We start from the raw sequence: 14,435 nt of genomic DNA on the forward strand, positions 1-14,435 counted from the left end.
AGGCCGCTCCTACAGGGGTACGCATATCCCTGTAGGAGCGGCCTTGTGCCGCGAAAGGGCCGCAAAGCGGCCCCAGTACACAGATTTCAGGCCAGTTCCTCGGCCTCATCCTCACGCACGATGGCCTTCACCTCATCGCGACGGCTGATGTACTTCCAGTCCGCCTCGTCGATGTAGATGCCGTTCGGCCCGCTACCGCCTTCCAGGTCGATCGCCACCCGCGCCGACACCTGCGGCTTCACGCTCGCCAGGATCGGCACGAAGCCCAGCTGCTGACTGGTTTCCAGCAGCGCGGCCTGGTTGCGTTCGTCGATGTCCGCCGCCTCGTCCAGGTAGTACGGCAGGCGAATGCGCCCGGCCAGGTCGCGGTCCATCAGGTGCAGCAACAGGTACATGTTGGTCAGCGCCTTGATGGTCATGGTGGTGCCGTTGGAGGCGGCGCCGTCGATGTCGGCATGGATCACCGGCTGGCTGTTGATCTTGGTGATCTCGAACGCCAGTTCGAACAGGTCCTTCAGGCCCAGCTGGTTGTGGTTGGCCGCCACCAGCCGCGCCAGGTATTCCTTGGCCTCTTCGTTCTTGTGATCCTGGTCGCTGTTCTGGGTCAGGTCGAACACCGACAGGGTCTCGCCTTCCTCGTACTGGCCGGCGCTGTGGATGATCTGGTCGATGTGCTTGAGCGCTTCCTTGTTCGGCGCCAGCACCACGCGGAAGCTCTCCAGGTTGGATACCTGGCGCTTGTTGATCTCGCGGTTGAACAGCGCCAGCTGGTGTTCCAGGCTGTCGTAGTCGCTGCGGATGTTGCGCAGGGTCCGGGCGATGTCGGTGACCGCCGCGCGGCGCGCCTTGGCCAGCGTCAGTGCTTCCTCGGTACGGTGCGAGTAGGCGTTGATCAGCAGCTGCAGGCGGCGCTCCATGTCGTCTTCGCTGTCGAACTTGGCCACGCCCTTGAGGCGCACCTGGGCGTACAGCGCCTCGATCTGGTTGTCCACGCGCTGCAGCGCCTGCCAGCTGTCCTGGTAGTCGTTGAGCAGCGGCAGCAGGTTGTCCATGGAGTCGTCGATCGCTTCCATGAACGGCGTGCCGAAGGGCAGGTCGGCCGGCAGCAGCTGGCGACGGCGCAGGGCGTCCTCCAGGGTACGCTGCTTGGCTTCCAGGTCGGCGATCTGCCGGCCTACCAGCTGCAGCTTGGCGGAGAGCTGCTGGACGCGTTCGGTGAAGGCGTCGCTGGAGCGCTTGAGCTCGTCCTGGGCCGCTTCCAGCTGGCTCAGTTGCTCCATTTTTTCCGGCTCTTCGGCGGCCAGGGTCTCGGCGCGGCGGAAATCTTCCAGGGCCTTCTGCGCATCCAGCACCTGCTGGTACAGCGCTTCGGTCTGTGCCTTGCTGGCGGCGCGGTCGAGTGCCACGGCCTGCTGGGTCTTGAGCTGCTTGAGCTCTTTATCCAGGCGTTCCTTCTGGTCGCGCAGGGCGGCGCGGTCGGCCAGGGCCTGCAGCGCGGGCGGGTCGATGTGCGAGATATCGATGGACAGGCCCGGCACTTCGAAGCGCTCGCCCTTGAAGCGGTCAAGCACGCCTTCCAGGGTCTTGACCCAGATATCGCTGTCATCCAGTTCGATGCCGCGTTCGCCCAGCGGCAGGCTGAACAGCGCGCCGTTGAACAGGCGCATCAGGCGGTCGACGTCCTGCTGGGAGAACTCTTCGCGCAGGCGGGCGTAGCTGTTGTTGTCGGCGTGGTCGAGTTGCAGCTTGACCGCTTTCACGCGCTTCTCGAGGTCGCGCACGCGCTCGTCGAGGTCTTCGGCGGAGAACTGCCGCGACTGGGCCAGGGCGCCGGCCAGTTCGTCGTGGGCGTCCTTGGCGGCCAGCAGTTGCTGTTCCAGGGTCTTGACGTCGGTGACCAGGGCAAAGCGGTGCTTGAGCACCGACAGCTCACCCAGCCAGCGCTGGATGCCGGTGATCTCGCGCTCCAGGCGCATCAGCTCCTGGGTGCCGCCGCGCTGGTCGTTCTGCAGGCGGTCCTGCTCGCCACGGTAGTGCTCGGACTGGATGACCAGCTCTTCCTTGCGCGCCATGGCGTATTCCTGCCAGGTGCCCAGCAGGTTGTCGAGCAGGGGCGAAATGCGGTGCAGCTTGCCGCGCAGGATGTCGCGCTGGGCCACGCCGCCGGCCAGGGCCTCGACCAGTGGGCCTGCGGCCACCAGGGCGTTGTAGTCGCCCTCCATGCGGCGCACGTCGCGGAAGGCCTCTTCGCAGGCGGCGATGTAGTCGACGCTGCCCGAGCGCAGGCTGTGTTCGAAGGCGTCGAGGAACAGCTGCTTGAGCTTGGCCGCAGTGATCTCGCGCATGTGCAGCAGGTTGATGAACAGCGCGCGGAAGGTTTTCAGGCTCTGCTCGCTGGTCGAACGCAGCGGGATCAGGGTGAGGTCCAGCGGCACCGAGGTGTGGCCGCCGACCAGCAGCCGACGCAGTTCATCCGGCTTGAGCTCGTAGGCTTTCAGGCCGTTGCGCTCGAGGTTGGTGAACAGCTCTTTCTGGCGCAGGCAGGTGTCGTCTTTCTGGTAGTGGGCCAGGTCCAGCTCGCCCTGGTAGGCGAAGAACTGGTGGCCGAAGCCGCCGCCCGGGCCGCGGCCGACCACGCCGATCACATGCGGGCCGTGGGGCAGGTTCAGCTCGCAAAGGATGTAGCTGGTGTCGCTGGCGAAGTAGAAGCGCCGCGACTGTTCCAGGCTGTACTTGCCGAAGCTCATGTCCGACATGCGCGCCAGGATCGGGAACTGCAGGGCGTTGATCGACGCCGATTTACCCAGGTTGTTGGCGCCATAGACCGACAGCGGGTGTTCCAGGGGGAACAGGCCGAGGCTGTAGCCGGCGGTGTTGAGCAGTGCGAAGCGGCGGATGCCGTAGCGTTCCTGGCTCATGCGTCAATCTCCTGTTGCTCTTCGCGGATGGCCCGGGCCAGGGCTTCCTCTTCGCTCTCCTGGCCGTCGAACGGCGTGAGGTCGAGCGGGTCGTCGGTGCGGTTGAGTTCTTCGGGCGTCTCTTCCACCACCAGTACCGGGATCGGCAGTGGCAGGTCGCTGTGCAGGGTGGCGGCGAGGTCGCGGTCCTGCTGCACCGACAGGCACACGTCGAGGAAGCGGTGCATCGGCGGCAGGAAGCGGTAGATGCCACCCTCTTCGTGGGCGAAACCGAGTTGGGTCATGCGGCGCAGGATCTTCTCTTCCAGCTCTTCGACGGTCTGCACTTCGGCCTGGAAGAACAGGTCGCGGTACTTGTCCAAAAGCGATGGCAATTCGTCGCGGCCGATGCTGCCGCCGTCGAGCACGGCCATCGGGTCACGGCCCTGGTCGGCCAGGTGCTCGACCAGGATGAAGGTGAACAGCGACAGGCGCTGGGCGGTCTTGTTGACTTGCGCGGCGGCCTGCTCGGGGACGAAGTAGTAGAAACCGCGGGTGTCGCAGACCAACTCGAAACCGAGGGCCTTGAACAGGGTGCGGTACTGGTCCTGGAAGTTCGACAGCTGGGCGTACAGCTCCGGGTCGCGGCGGCTGACGTGGAAGCCCTTGAACAGCTCGCGGAAGATCGGCGCGAGCTGGGACAGTTCGGAAAGATCAAGATGCATGGGCGGGGCTCGCGGTGGATTCGGTCGTGGTGGCCGGCTTGTTTTCGCGGCTGGACGTCAGGGCGAAGGAGCGCAGGCTGACCAGGTGTTCGCGGGTGATGTATTCCTGGCGGTCGAGGCGCTGGCGGGCGAAGCGCTTCTCGCGCGACAGGCGCGAGAACCAGTACAGCAGTTCGTCGGTGGCGCCCTCGGGTTCCTGCTCCAGTAGCCAGACCATCAGGTCCGGCAGCGGCAGGGCATCCTCGCAGCGCTCGAGCATTTCCTTGACCGTGCGCGGGGCGCGGGGCAGCGGCCCCTTCTGGGTCTTGTGCGCCTTGGGGAAGCGCGCAGGCTTGGGCTCGAAACGGGCCAGGGCATAGACATAGGCTTCGACCTGGCTGGCGCTGCCCAGGAAGGTGCTCTGCGGGCGGGTGAACATCGGCATGGCCGCTTGCGGCACGGCGTCGATGCCCTTCTTGCGGATCACCGACAAGGCCAGCGCGGCGCCACGGGTCACGGCGTTGTGCCGGCGGGCTTCTTCGCGCAGCGGCAGCAGCAGTTCGCGGGCGTGGCGCAGGGTGAGCTGGGCGCTGGTCTGCATCTCTAGGATGCGCGCGTGGGTGCGCAGCAGCATGTCGTCGTCGACCAGGTGGCCCAGGCGCGCCTGCTCGCCCAGGAGGCGCAGCAGCACGGTCTCGACCTTGCGCACGCCCTGCTCGAAGGCGCCGTCGGCGTTGACCAACTGGATCATCGGTTCGACGTATTCGTCCCAGGTTGCCAGCACTTCGGCGTAACGCTGGCGCAGCGGGATCTGCCGGTTGCTGGTCTTGGCCCGTTCGGCCACGGCTACCAGCGCCTGCTCGTCGTTGTCGAGTTTCTTCAGCACGTCGCGCACGCGCATGTCGAGCAAGCGCAGCTGGCGCGCCAGGTCGTCGCTGTCGCGGTTGTCGAAGGCGTCCTGGATATGCCCGGCCAGGCGCTCCAGGTGGCGCAGGTAGGCCTCGATCTCCAGGCACAGGCCCAGCCGGTGTTCGCGGCGCAGGTAGGCGAGGAAGTCGTGGATCTGCGCGTTGAGCTCGAAACGGTTCGGGCTTTTGGCCACCGGGACCAGGATGTCCAGGCGGATCCACACGTCGAGCAGCTGGGTGATGTCCTGCGGCGTGCTTTCCACCTGTTGGCGGGCCAACTGCTGGCGCAGTTCGATCAGGCTCAGGGTGCCCTGGTCGAAGCGCTCGCACAGCGGCTCGATCAAGGCCCAGTGTTCGGCTAGGGCGCGCAGGACGCGCTTGGGTTCGATCATTGGCGGGTCGACTCGTTGCCAAATAAAAGGGGCGATTGTACTGCATACGGGGGGGAGGATTTCACCCCTTGGTCTGCAATGGGGGATAACCTTGTTGGCTGTAGGGGATTCACTGGCCCTTTCGCGGGGCAAGCCCGCTCCTACGGGCCCCTCGAAACCTGCAGGAGCGGGCTTGCCCCGCGAAGGGGCCGTCACAGCTGACAAAAATCCGCCGACCAGTTGCGGCACAGCCCGGCCAACAACGTTAGAATGTGCGACGTTTCGAACCCCGGACCCCCGAGCCTTGCTGACCGAATCCCGCCGCCGCGCCTACCTTTCCGCCATGCAAGTGGTGCATTGGCTGCCGCGTGCCGAACTGCCGTTCGCCGCGCCGTCGCGCCCGGAACTGCTGTTGCCGCTGGCGCCGGTCGAGGATATCGAGTTCGAGGTGCGTCCGTCGGCGCCCGCGCCCCGGGAAGCGCCGGTGGCGCCCCAGCCGCGCGCAGAGCGGCCGAAAATCGAGATCCCGCGCCCTGGCAGCATACCGAAACCGGTCGCCAAGCCGGTCGAAACCGAGGTAGAGGCCCCCGCGGCGCGTCCCGCCCCGGTGCCACCACCGCGCTTTGCCCTGCAGTTGCTGCGCGCCGGCAGTTGCCTGCTGCTGGTGGAGCTGGCCACCGGTCAACCGTTCCAGAGCCGCGACCCGTCGTACCTGCTGCTCAAGGACATGCTGCGCGCCGCCGGCCTGCCGGACGCCCCGCAGATCATCGGCGAGCCGGTGCGCTGGCCGCTGCTGATGCGCGGCAACATGGATCAAGGGCCGGACGCCGCCCGCGACTTCGTCCAGGGCTTCATCGCCGCACGCCTGGAAGAGGCGCCCAGCAGTTGCCTGTGGCTGATCGGCCTGCCTGCCATTCGCTTCGCCGGCCAGGCCGACGCCGAGGCCTATTACCAAGAACTCAAGGTCGACCTGCTCGGCGATGCCTGGGCCTTGCCCGGCCTTGAACTGTTGATGGACGAGCCGCAGCGCAAGGCGGACGTCTGGAAAGCCATGCGCCAGCTGATGGCGCGCTGGAAGAGCGTTGAATGAGTGAGTCGATCAGTTTCCGCCCGATGACCGAGGCGGATCTGGATGCCGTGTTGAAGATCGAATACGCAGCCTTCAGCCACCCCTGGACCCGCGGCATCTTCCTGGATGCGCTGAAGTCGTACGAAGTGTGGCTGATGTTCGATGGTCAGCAGCAGGTCGGCCATGGCGTGATCAACGTGATCATCGACGAGGCGCACCTGCTCAATATCACCGTCAAGCCAGAGAGCCAGGGCCGTGGCATGGGCCTGCGCCTGCTCGAGCACCTGATGGCACGGGCCTACCAGCTCAATGGCCGTGAGTGCTTCCTCGAAGTGCGTGCCAGCAACCAGTCGGCCTATCGGTTGTACGAGCGTTACGGCTTCAACGAAATCGGCCGGCGGCGCGACTACTACCCGGTGGCGGGTGGGCGTGAAGATGCACTGGTGATGGCCTGTACCCTGCTCGAGGACTGATGGGTTACCAGTATGCCGGTTTGATAGCCGGCTTCTTGAGAGTGGCAACCCGTTCAGGGAACTGGTGACAGGCAAGCTCTTCATTCGTCACAAGCTGGCGCATCCAGTTGCAATGGTTTCTGAGTGAGCCCGGCGGTATGCGCTTCATCCCCTCTCGGTGCGGGAGCACCACGCCCAGGCAGATATCAGGGAAGTCTTCGCGCAAAGCCTGCAGGGCTGGCGTCATGTCCGTGTCTGCGGAAACCAGGACTATCTGCCTCACTCGCTGTTCGGTCGGCAAGTGTGCTTGCCGGGCGGCCAGCCGGTACATGCTCAAGGCAATGCGAACGTCGGTTTCCTTTTCTTCGAGTTTCCAGATGGCGACCTGATCGACTCGGGAAGGTGGCGTTTTTTTGTCGATGAAGCGCGGGGCGTTGCGTGGTTCGAGTTGATGGCGGCCATAAAAGACCGATACGTTGCGCGCGATCAGGGCTCGCAGGTAGGTGTCCTGGGCCTCCTTCGACAGCCGGCCACGGCTTGCCAGAGATGGCTTTACGCCCGAGGTGTAGAAGTTGATCGCGCTCAGCAGGCTGCCTGGTTGTTCCGTGCGCAGGATGTGAGCCAGTAGCGCAGGCAGGTCGAGCCATTTGTAGCGGGTGCCGGCGACCAGGCCGTAAAAGACGTTGTATCCATCAACGAAGCAGGCGGTACGCAAGGTTCCATTCCCTTGAAACGAAAAAACCGGCGCAAGGGCCGGTTTTTTCACCCCAACAGCCGACGAACTGAATCATCGCGTACGGGGTTGAGTGGTGAGAGTGAGTATGCCATTTCAACCTTGAGAGTCAAGCGGGCACACCAGCAAGCAATCGGCTTGGGGATGATCACTCAAAGACTCGCACCTGAGCATCCCTGGATTGTTGCTGTGCATTTCCTGGTGCTAAAGCGCTTGCGGGATATCGATGGGTTTACGCAAATCCCGCAAACTGCGCGTCACCGTTCCGGTATTGCACTTGGCTGCCGCCTGCTCCGGCGTCATGTTGCGGATGGTGCGGTAGAACAGCTCGCAGGTCTGCTTCTTCTGGGTTACCTGCCACTTGGTGCTGCAGGCATCCAGGGTGAGCTTGGCGTCGGCCTGCGGGTTGCGGCCCATGCCGGCCTGCCAGCAGGCGGCGGAGAGGTCCTGGCCCATCATCTTCAGGCCGGCGGCGTCGGCCTTGTCCTGGTCGCCGTCATAGCTTTTCGGATCGGCGGCGTACCAGATGGCGCTGGGGTGGTTGGCGCCCAGCACCGGCACCTTGGCGCCATCGGCCGTGGGGGTGATGCTGACCAGGCCCAGCACGTTCACCTTCGGCCCGTACTGCTGCTGGATCCAGGCGCGCACCGGTGCGCCGAAGGCGACCATCGGCAGCGCTTGGCCGGCATGGGTGACGGTCATCTGCTTGACCATGCTCACCTGGTAGTCACGGAAATAGTCGTAGACCCCTTCGAGAGCCTTGCCGGCATCGGACGGCGCGGCGATCGGCGCGATATCGACGATGGTCTGGTAGGCCGGGGTCTGGCTGGCGTCGATGCCGTTGTAGGTGAGCAGGTCTGCCCAACGGTCGGTGGTGTTGGACTTCAGGTAGTCCTGGTAGCGGGTCAGCGAGTAGTCCGGCGGGAAGTGCAGCAGCTCGATGCTGCGGCGGTTCTCCAGGGCCATGCCCAGCGGCAGGAACAGGTACCAGTTGTAGTCCCAGCCGCCTTTCTGGTTGAGGCGGGTGGCGCCTTGGTAGGCCAGTTCACCGCTGTCGAGCAGCTTGCGCAAGGGCTCGGTATAGCCGCTCGGCACGCCCGTGATGCTGGCGTGCAGCTTGTGATTGTCGCGGCTCACCGTGACCTTGGCGTTGGCATAGCCGTCGCGTTGCACGCTCTGGGTGAGGTAGTGCTCGACGGTTTTTTCCAAGGTCCAGTCGCGGTAGCAGATCACGTTGCAGTTGTTGGGGTAGGCGAACAGTCGGGTGACACGCTGGGTGTCGCCCAGGTCGATCTGCGCGTCGGCCAGTGCCAGGCCGCTGAAGGCGAGGGCGGCCAGGCCCGATAGAGCAATCTTGTGCATGCTTAACTCCATGTCAGTGGCCGCCAGGACGGCGGGCGCGCCCATGGTGGATGAAGAGGTGGGGCGATGAAAAGCGGCAAGGCATGGCTATTGGCGGGGGCGCTTTCCTGCATGGGCGTAGCCCAGGCCGACGAGCGCGATGTGTGGATGTTCGCCCAATGGGCGGGGGATCACGAAAACCGCAGGTTCCGGGAAATGCTGGTGGATGCGCGGTTGTACGGGGTGGTGCCGATCCATCAGTTGTTGCGCTCGGCCTCGGATTGGCGCCAGTGCCGCGCCTCGCCGTTCGCGGTGCCGCCGGCCAGCCACTGGCCGGCGGTGCGTTCGACGCTGTCACTGATCAAGACGCTGGATGAGCAGGGCATCCTGCGCCAGTTCGAGGTGGTCTCGGCCTACCGCGATCCGAGCCTCAATGCCTGTGCCGGCGGTGCGCCGAGCAGTGCCCATATGCGCGCCTTCGCCGTAGACCTGCTGCTGCCGGCCTGGGCCGACCCTAATCCGCTGTGCAGTTTCTGGCAGCAGCACGGCCAGGCCTGGAGCATGGGGCTGGGGCGTTATCCGTCAGGGCGTATCCATATCGATACCGCCGGCTACCGCACCTGGGGTGGTGATGGTGGTGCCGGGTCATCGTTCTGCAGCAAGCCGAGGTGAGCCAGGTGTGCCTGGCATTCGGCGCCGACCCACTGCGCGAAGCGCTGGCGTTTGCTGCCGTCGTCCAAAGGGTGCGGGCTGAGCAGATGGTAGCTGGAGCCGTCGCGCAGGAAGCCGAAGGGTGCTTGTAGCTGGCCGTTGTCCAGATCGTCGCCGACCATCAGTGCCGAGGCCATGGCCAGCCCCAAGCCGGCGCTGGCAGCCTGGATCGACAGGTAGAAGTGCTCGAAGTCGCTGCGCTCTTTGTGTTCGGCAGGGTGATCGCTCAGGCGCAGCCAGGTCGACCAGGCATCCGGGCGCGTCTTGCTGTGGAGCAGGCGCTGGCCATCGAAGCCCGCGGCGGCCACCGGGCCGATCCATTCCTCGCAGATCTTCAGGCTGTGCAGCCGGCGGTCCCAGTGGAAGTCGTCCCGGCGCAGGGCCATGTCCACGCCTGCGCGGGCGAAATCCACCGGGCCACCCGCCGCCACCAGGTGCAGTTGCAGGTCAGGGTGCGCGGCGTGCAAGCGCGGCAGGCGCGGGATCAGCCAGCGCATGGCGATGGTCGGCTCGCAGGAGACCACCAGCACCTTGTCGTCGGTTTGCTGCTGCAGGCGCTGCACGGTGCTCTCCAGGTGCTCGAAGATCGCCTGGGTGGTGCCGTGCAGCTCGCGGCCGGCGCGGGTCAGGAACACCGCTCGGTTGCGCCGCTCGAACAGCTCCACCCCAAGGCTTTCCTCCAGCAGGCGTACCTGACGGCTGACTGCGCCGTGGGTGACGTGCAGTTGCTCGGCGGCGCGCACGAAGCTTTCGCTGCGGGCGGCGAGGTCGAAGTATCGAAAGGCGGTCAGTGGGGGCAGTTTCATGTGCTGTCCTGTGCCGGCGCTATCGCGGGGCAAGCCCGCTCCCACGAAGTGCAGCATCCGGTCGGTTACATACAAATAGGTGAGTAAAACTAGCAGATTGGCGTCACTTTAAATCGATTTTTACTCGTTCAAGGCAACAGGATAATCCCATCTTCTGTGAATTTTCATCGAGGATACCTGTTCGTGAACGAACTCATCGCCGTCGCTCTCTTCACCCTCCTGGCTGTCATCAGCCCGGGCGCCGATTTCGCCATGGTCACCCGCAGCAGTTATGCACAGGGCCGCAAGTCAGGCCTGGCTGCTGCGCTGGGTATCGCCATGGGGGTGCAGGTGCATGTGCTGTACACCGTGCTTGGGATCGCCGTGATCATCAGCCATAGCCCGGTGCTGTTCCTGACGATGAAGGTGGTGGGGGCGGGTTACCTGGTGTACCTGGGCTACAAGTCGCTGACCAATACCACGCGCATCAGCCTGGGAGCTGTGCGGGATGGCGATGACAGCGGTGTCATCAAGGCGCTGCGCACGGGCTTTCTCACCAATGCGCTCAACCCCAAGACCATGCTCTTCGTGGTCAGTGCCTACACCCAGGTGGTTCAGCCTGGTAGCCCGCTGGCGCTGGACTTCGCCTATGGGGCGTTCATGTCGCTCGCTCACTGGGCGTGGTTCAGCCTGGTGGCGGTATTCTTCTCCAGTGCGTGCCTGCGCGCCGCGATGATCGAGCGCCAGCGCATCGTCGATCGGGTCATCGGCGTGGCTTTGATTGGCCTTGGGTTGGCCGTGGTGGTGGCGGGGGTGAGGTAGCTTTTTCGCAGGCAAAGAAAAAGGGCTTATCTTTCGATAAGCCCTTTTAGAAGGTGGTGGCTACACAGGGACTTGAACCCCGGACCCCAGCATTATGAATGCTATGCTCTAACCAACTGAGCTATGTAGCCAACTTGGCGCGCATTATTAGCTCGAATCGCGATCCTGTCAACAACGTTTTTAAAAAAATTGCCAACCTTTCAAAAACTTAGCCGGGAAGCTCGCTTCAACGGACGATCAGCCCTTGGCCAAGCACGTTGTACAGGCGCAGCTGCTGGTCGCGGGCAAGCTGTTCCAGGCTCAGCAAAGGGTGATCAAGGTCGAAATCGCCACTCACCCGTCGATGGCTGGCCTCTTCATCCAGTAGCCACACGCGTTGCCCCTGATACGCCGCCAGGCGTTCGAGCACCTCGACCAGGGGCCTTTGGCTGACCTGCAAACGGCCACTGCGCCAGGCATCGGCGGCTTTGCTGTCGATCTTTTCCACCGGGTTGATGTGGCTGTCGGTGAAGGTCACCCGTTCCCCGGCACTGACCATGCGCTGGTCGCCACCCTGCAGGACGGCGGCCTTGCCGCTCAATACCAGCAGTTCGTCATGGTCGCTGTAGCGGGTAATCTGCAGGCGGGTGCCGAACACCTGGATACGTGCATCATCCACCTGCACTTCCAGGGCCCGCCCATCGAGCATCACTTCCAGGGATATCTGGCCCTGCACCAGGTGCAGCCGGCGGGTGCGGTCGCGCAAGTCGACGTTGATCGCGCTGGCGCTGTCCAGGTGCAGGGTCGAGCCATCGGCCAGGCGCACGCTGCGCCGTTCGCCGCTGCCGGTGTGCAGCTCGCTGGCCAGGCGCTGCATGTGTGGCCAGAAGAGCCATGCCAGGGTCGCCAGCAGCATCAGGAACAGCAACCCCAGATACAACCCGCTGCGGCTGCGGCGGGCCTTGATGACCTGCGGCCGTGGTCGGGCAGCCGGCACCTGCAGTTGCTGCCAGTAAGCTTCGAGCTGGGCATAGGCCCTGGCGTTGAGTGGGTCCTGGCACCAGTGGGCGAAGGCCTGACGCAGCGTGTCGTCACAGCCGGGCTGGCGCAGGCGCGAGAACCAGTCCAACGCTTCCTGCTCGGGGTCGGGCTGTGGCTGCAAGGCGGGCATCGGGCTCATGGGATGGTTCTACTCGCAAGGGCGGGGCGGTTTTGCCCAGCGTTTACGGGAGGTGAGGCCTGAGGATGCTAAATATATTGAGAACCATTTACAAGCACGTTGCGTCAGGAAGCGCTCCAGGAAAAAATAAAAAGGTAGCTTCGTATCTATTTGTTTCATGATAATCGGATCCCATCCTGCGCACGGACATCCAGCCCATGGCCACCAGCAGCACCCAAACCGCCAGCGCCAGCAGCACGGCCAGCCAGGCCAACCCGCTGGTGATGCGCATCATCACCTTCTGCGCCCTGGCGCACCTGATCAACGACCTGATCCAGTCGGTGCTACCGGCCATCTACCCGATGCTCAAGGCCAACTACAGCCTGAGCTTCGCCCAGATCGGCCTGATCACCCTGACCTTCCAGGTCACCGCCTCGCTGCTGCAGCCCTGGGTGGGCTTCTTCACCGACAAGCGGCCGACGCCGAACCTGCTGCCCCTGGGCACCCTGTGCACCCTGGTGGGCATCGTCATGCTGGCGTTCGTCGGCAGCTTCCCGATGATCCTGCTGGCCTCGGCGCTGGTGGGCATCGGCTCGTCGACCTTCCACCCCGAGACCTCGCGCATTGCCCGGCTAGCCTCGGGCGGGCGCTTCGGCCTGGCCCAGTCGACCTTCCAGGTCGGCGGCAACGCCGGTTCCGCGTTCGGCCCGCTGCTGGCGGCGGCCATCGTCATCCCGTTCGGCCAGAGCCACGTGGCCTGGTTTGGCGTGGCCGGGCTGCTGTTCTTCGCCGTCACCCTGATGCTGCGCCGCTGGTACAAGGAACACCTCAACCAGGCCAAGGCGCGCAAGGCGGTGCAGGCCACCCATGGCATCTCGCGCCAACGGGTGATGATGGCGCTGCTGGTGCTGGGCCTGCTGGTGTTCTCCAAGTACTTCTACATGGCCAGCTTCACCAGCTACTTCACCTTCTACCTGATCGAGAAGTTCCAGCTGTCGGTGGCCAGCTCCCAACTGCACCTGTTCCTGTTCCTTGGCGCGGTGGCCGCCGGCACCTTCTTCGGCGGGCCGATCGGCGACCGCATCGGGCGCAAGGCGGTGATCTGGTTCTCGATCCTGGGCGTGGCGCCGTTCACCCTGGCGCTGCCCTATGCCGACCTGTTCTGGACCACCGTGCTCAGCGTGGTGATCGGCTTCATCCTGGCTTCGGCGTTCTCGGCCATCGTGGTGTATGCACAGGAACTGGTGCCGGGCAATGTGGGGATGATCGCCGGGATCTTCTTCGGGTTGATGTTCGGCTTCGGCGGCATTGGCGCGGCGCTGCTGGGGTATGTGGCCGACCTGCGTGGGATCGAATATGTGTACGGAGTGTGCTCGTACTTGCCGTTGTTCGGGTTGTTGGCGGTGTTTTTGCCGGCTACGGGCAAGAAGTAAGCCGATTGAGAGGAGCCACGTTTTGGTGCGTGGCTCTTGCTATCAGCCTTCCTGAACACCTGTTTACATGCGGCGCAGAGCTTGGGCGTTGCCGACCGCATCAAGTACTCCGTTATCGGTTTGTAATGGTCGGTTGCTTTTTATCTGTTTTGACAGTGTATTGGCCGCACTTAGTCGGGCAAAGCTTGGAATATCTCTTCGGCTGGTAAGTGTTTTCCTTGCTCTTTCAAGTTCGGTCAGTGATCTGACTTGTGTCAATGTGTTGTTTTTTAACTGAACAACCGCTTCATTCGGTCTCGGGACGGGAGAATAAGTCGGGGAGGCAAATGTTGTTGCGGACAGGCTTTTTGGGGCGGGCGCAGGGGTGGGACTGTAGGGTGGGGGGGATCCATACTCTGCAAAATAATTTGGCAAGCTTGCTGATTGTGCGCTATTGAATTCGCCCTGCGTGGTGATTTCTGGAGCAGACGGTGACGGGAGTATCGAATCGGCAGCCGATATCGCTGATGGTTCAGGTCTTCTGAAGAGATTTCGGATACGACGCCCAAAGTGACCGTCAGGGTCTTTTCGATTGACTGGATCTGCTTGGCAGTAGGCGTAATTATTGATCCCGCCTGCGTTGAATGGGCTGGCGCTGTCCGGCGAGCCGAACCTCATCAACACGGGGTGAAACGCACGGTATCCATTGCCAAGCAAATAGGTTCCGGCAAGCTCAATCAGTTCTGAGTTGAATCCTAGTAGTCGCCGCTCAGTATTCACAGGACTGTAGCCGTATGCGCAATACCTGGTCGCATGTTGGATTACTCCTGTGTGCCGTAGCAGCACTGAGCCCTGTATATCCGTTGACAGTAGTGCAGTTTCCATGGGCGCGCTCCAGAGACCGTGGCCTGTGGGAAATCTTGAAGCGGGCCGGCTGCCTTGGCAACTGGCAGAAATGCTAGTTCATGCTTGCGATGCCACCGTATACAACTGGTTATTATTGGACGTGGATCGCTTGCGCGTTGCTGAGATTGAAATCTTGCTCAGTAGGGCCGATTGACTGCCAAGGTTGTCCTGGCCTAGAGTGCCGCC

General features: G+C 63.6%; 13 protein-coding genes and 1 tRNA gene. 5 read left to right on the forward strand and 9 right to left on the reverse strand.

The genetic code is table 11. From position 1 onward, the window contains the following. Window positions 1-86: 86 nt before the first annotated feature. The 3 genes from mksF to mksB are packed head-to-tail and all read right to left on the reverse strand — an operon-like array spanning window position 87 to window position 4,901. On the reverse strand, window positions 87-2,918 hold the full coding sequence (gene mksF, locus ABE459_RS02380) for an Mks condensin complex protein MksF (protein ID WP_125465572.1): 2,832 nt from the start codon (window positions 2,916-2,918) through the stop codon (window positions 87-89). Next, on the reverse strand, window positions 2,915-3,622 hold the full coding sequence (gene mksE, locus ABE459_RS02385) for an Mks condensin complex protein MksE (RefSeq protein ID WP_125465571.1): 708 nt from the start codon (window positions 3,620-3,622) through the stop codon (window positions 2,915-2,917). Before mksE ends, mksF begins: the two co-directional genes overlap by 4 nt. Next, window positions 3,612-4,901, reverse strand: a complete 1,290-nt coding sequence (gene mksB, locus ABE459_RS02390; protein ID WP_125465570.1) for an Mks condensin complex protein MksB — start codon at window positions 4,899-4,901, stop codon at window positions 3,612-3,614. Before mksB ends, mksE begins: the two co-directional genes overlap by 11 nt. A gap of 283 nt (window positions 4,902-5,184) precedes the next feature. On the opposite strand from mksB, the gene ABE459_RS02395 reads away from it, so the two are divergent. Both ABE459_RS02395 and rimI read left to right on the forward strand, forming a co-directional pair. Continuing rightward, window positions 5,185-5,970 (forward strand): energy transducer TonB, encoded by a 786-nt coding sequence (locus ABE459_RS02395; protein WP_323830657.1) that lies wholly within the window; start codon window positions 5,185-5,187, stop codon window positions 5,968-5,970. Further along, window positions 5,967-6,422, forward strand: coding sequence for a ribosomal protein S18-alanine N-acetyltransferase (rimI, locus tag ABE459_RS02400; RefSeq protein WP_125465568.1), 456 nt, complete (start codon window positions 5,967-5,969; stop codon window positions 6,420-6,422). The genes ABE459_RS02395 and rimI overlap by 4 nt, the downstream gene beginning before the upstream one ends. 4 nt (window positions 6,423-6,426) lie before the next feature. On the opposite strand, the gene ABE459_RS02405 is transcribed toward rimI, so the two are convergent. Together ABE459_RS02405 and ABE459_RS02410 are read right to left on the reverse strand one after the other, a co-directional pair. After that, window positions 6,427-7,116, reverse strand: coding sequence for an NYN domain-containing protein (locus ABE459_RS02405; protein WP_323830656.1), 690 nt, complete (start codon window positions 7,114-7,116; stop codon window positions 6,427-6,429). Window positions 7,117-7,338: 222 nt separating this feature from the next. Beyond that, complete coding sequence (locus tag ABE459_RS02410) at window positions 7,339-8,496, reverse strand: hypothetical protein (protein WP_323830655.1); 1,158 nt, start codon at window positions 8,494-8,496, stop codon at window positions 7,339-7,341. 66 nt (window positions 8,497-8,562) lie between these two features. Here ABE459_RS02410 and ABE459_RS02415 point away from each other — a divergent pair, with 66 nt between their 5' ends. After that, on the forward strand, window positions 8,563-9,147 hold the full coding sequence (locus ABE459_RS02415; protein WP_189654500.1) for a D-Ala-D-Ala carboxypeptidase family metallohydrolase: 585 nt from the start codon (window positions 8,563-8,565) through the stop codon (window positions 9,145-9,147). Here ABE459_RS02415 and ABE459_RS02420 read toward each other — a convergent pair. Continuing rightward, a complete protein-coding gene (locus ABE459_RS02420) occupies window positions 9,087-9,992 on the reverse strand; it encodes a LysR substrate-binding domain-containing protein (RefSeq protein WP_323830654.1) in 906 nt (301 codons plus the stop codon). The two genes, ABE459_RS02415 and ABE459_RS02420, sit on opposite strands and share 61 nt — an antisense overlap. Before the next feature lie 183 nt (window positions 9,993-10,175). On the opposite strand from ABE459_RS02420, the gene ABE459_RS02425 reads away from it, so the two are divergent. After that, window positions 10,176-10,793, forward strand: a complete 618-nt coding sequence (locus tag ABE459_RS02425; RefSeq protein ID WP_323830653.1) for a LysE family translocator — start codon at window positions 10,176-10,178, stop codon at window positions 10,791-10,793. Between the two features lie 54 nt (window positions 10,794-10,847). On the opposite strand, the gene ABE459_RS02430 is transcribed toward ABE459_RS02425, so the two are convergent. Then, window positions 10,848-10,924: transfer RNA gene (locus ABE459_RS02430), tRNA-Met, on the reverse strand. A gap of 95 nt (window positions 10,925-11,019) precedes the next feature. Continuing rightward, the gene (locus tag ABE459_RS02435; RefSeq protein WP_323830652.1) at window positions 11,020-11,952 is read right to left on the reverse strand and encodes a FecR domain-containing protein; all 933 of its coding nucleotides are present in this window, start codon (window positions 11,950-11,952) and stop codon (window positions 11,020-11,022) included. Between the two features lie 197 nt (window positions 11,953-12,149). On the opposite strand from ABE459_RS02435, the gene ABE459_RS02440 reads away from it, so the two are divergent. Then, the gene (locus ABE459_RS02440) at window positions 12,150-13,364 is read left to right on the forward strand and encodes an MFS transporter (RefSeq protein WP_323830651.1); all 1,215 of its coding nucleotides are present in this window, start codon (window positions 12,150-12,152) and stop codon (window positions 13,362-13,364) included. Window positions 13,365-13,427: 63 nt separating this feature from the next. Here ABE459_RS02440 and ABE459_RS02445 read toward each other — a convergent pair whose 3' ends face one another. After that, on the reverse strand, window positions 13,428-14,228 hold the full coding sequence (locus ABE459_RS02445) for an RHS repeat-associated core domain-containing protein (RefSeq protein ID WP_323830650.1): 801 nt from the start codon (window positions 14,226-14,228) through the stop codon (window positions 13,428-13,430). Window positions 14,229-14,435: the final 207 nt, after the last annotated feature.

This window comes from Pseudomonas sp. TWI923 (genome assembly GCF_039673365.1).
Taxonomy (GTDB): Bacteria; Pseudomonadota; Gammaproteobacteria; order Pseudomonadales; family Pseudomonadaceae; genus Aquipseudomonas; species Aquipseudomonas sichuanensis.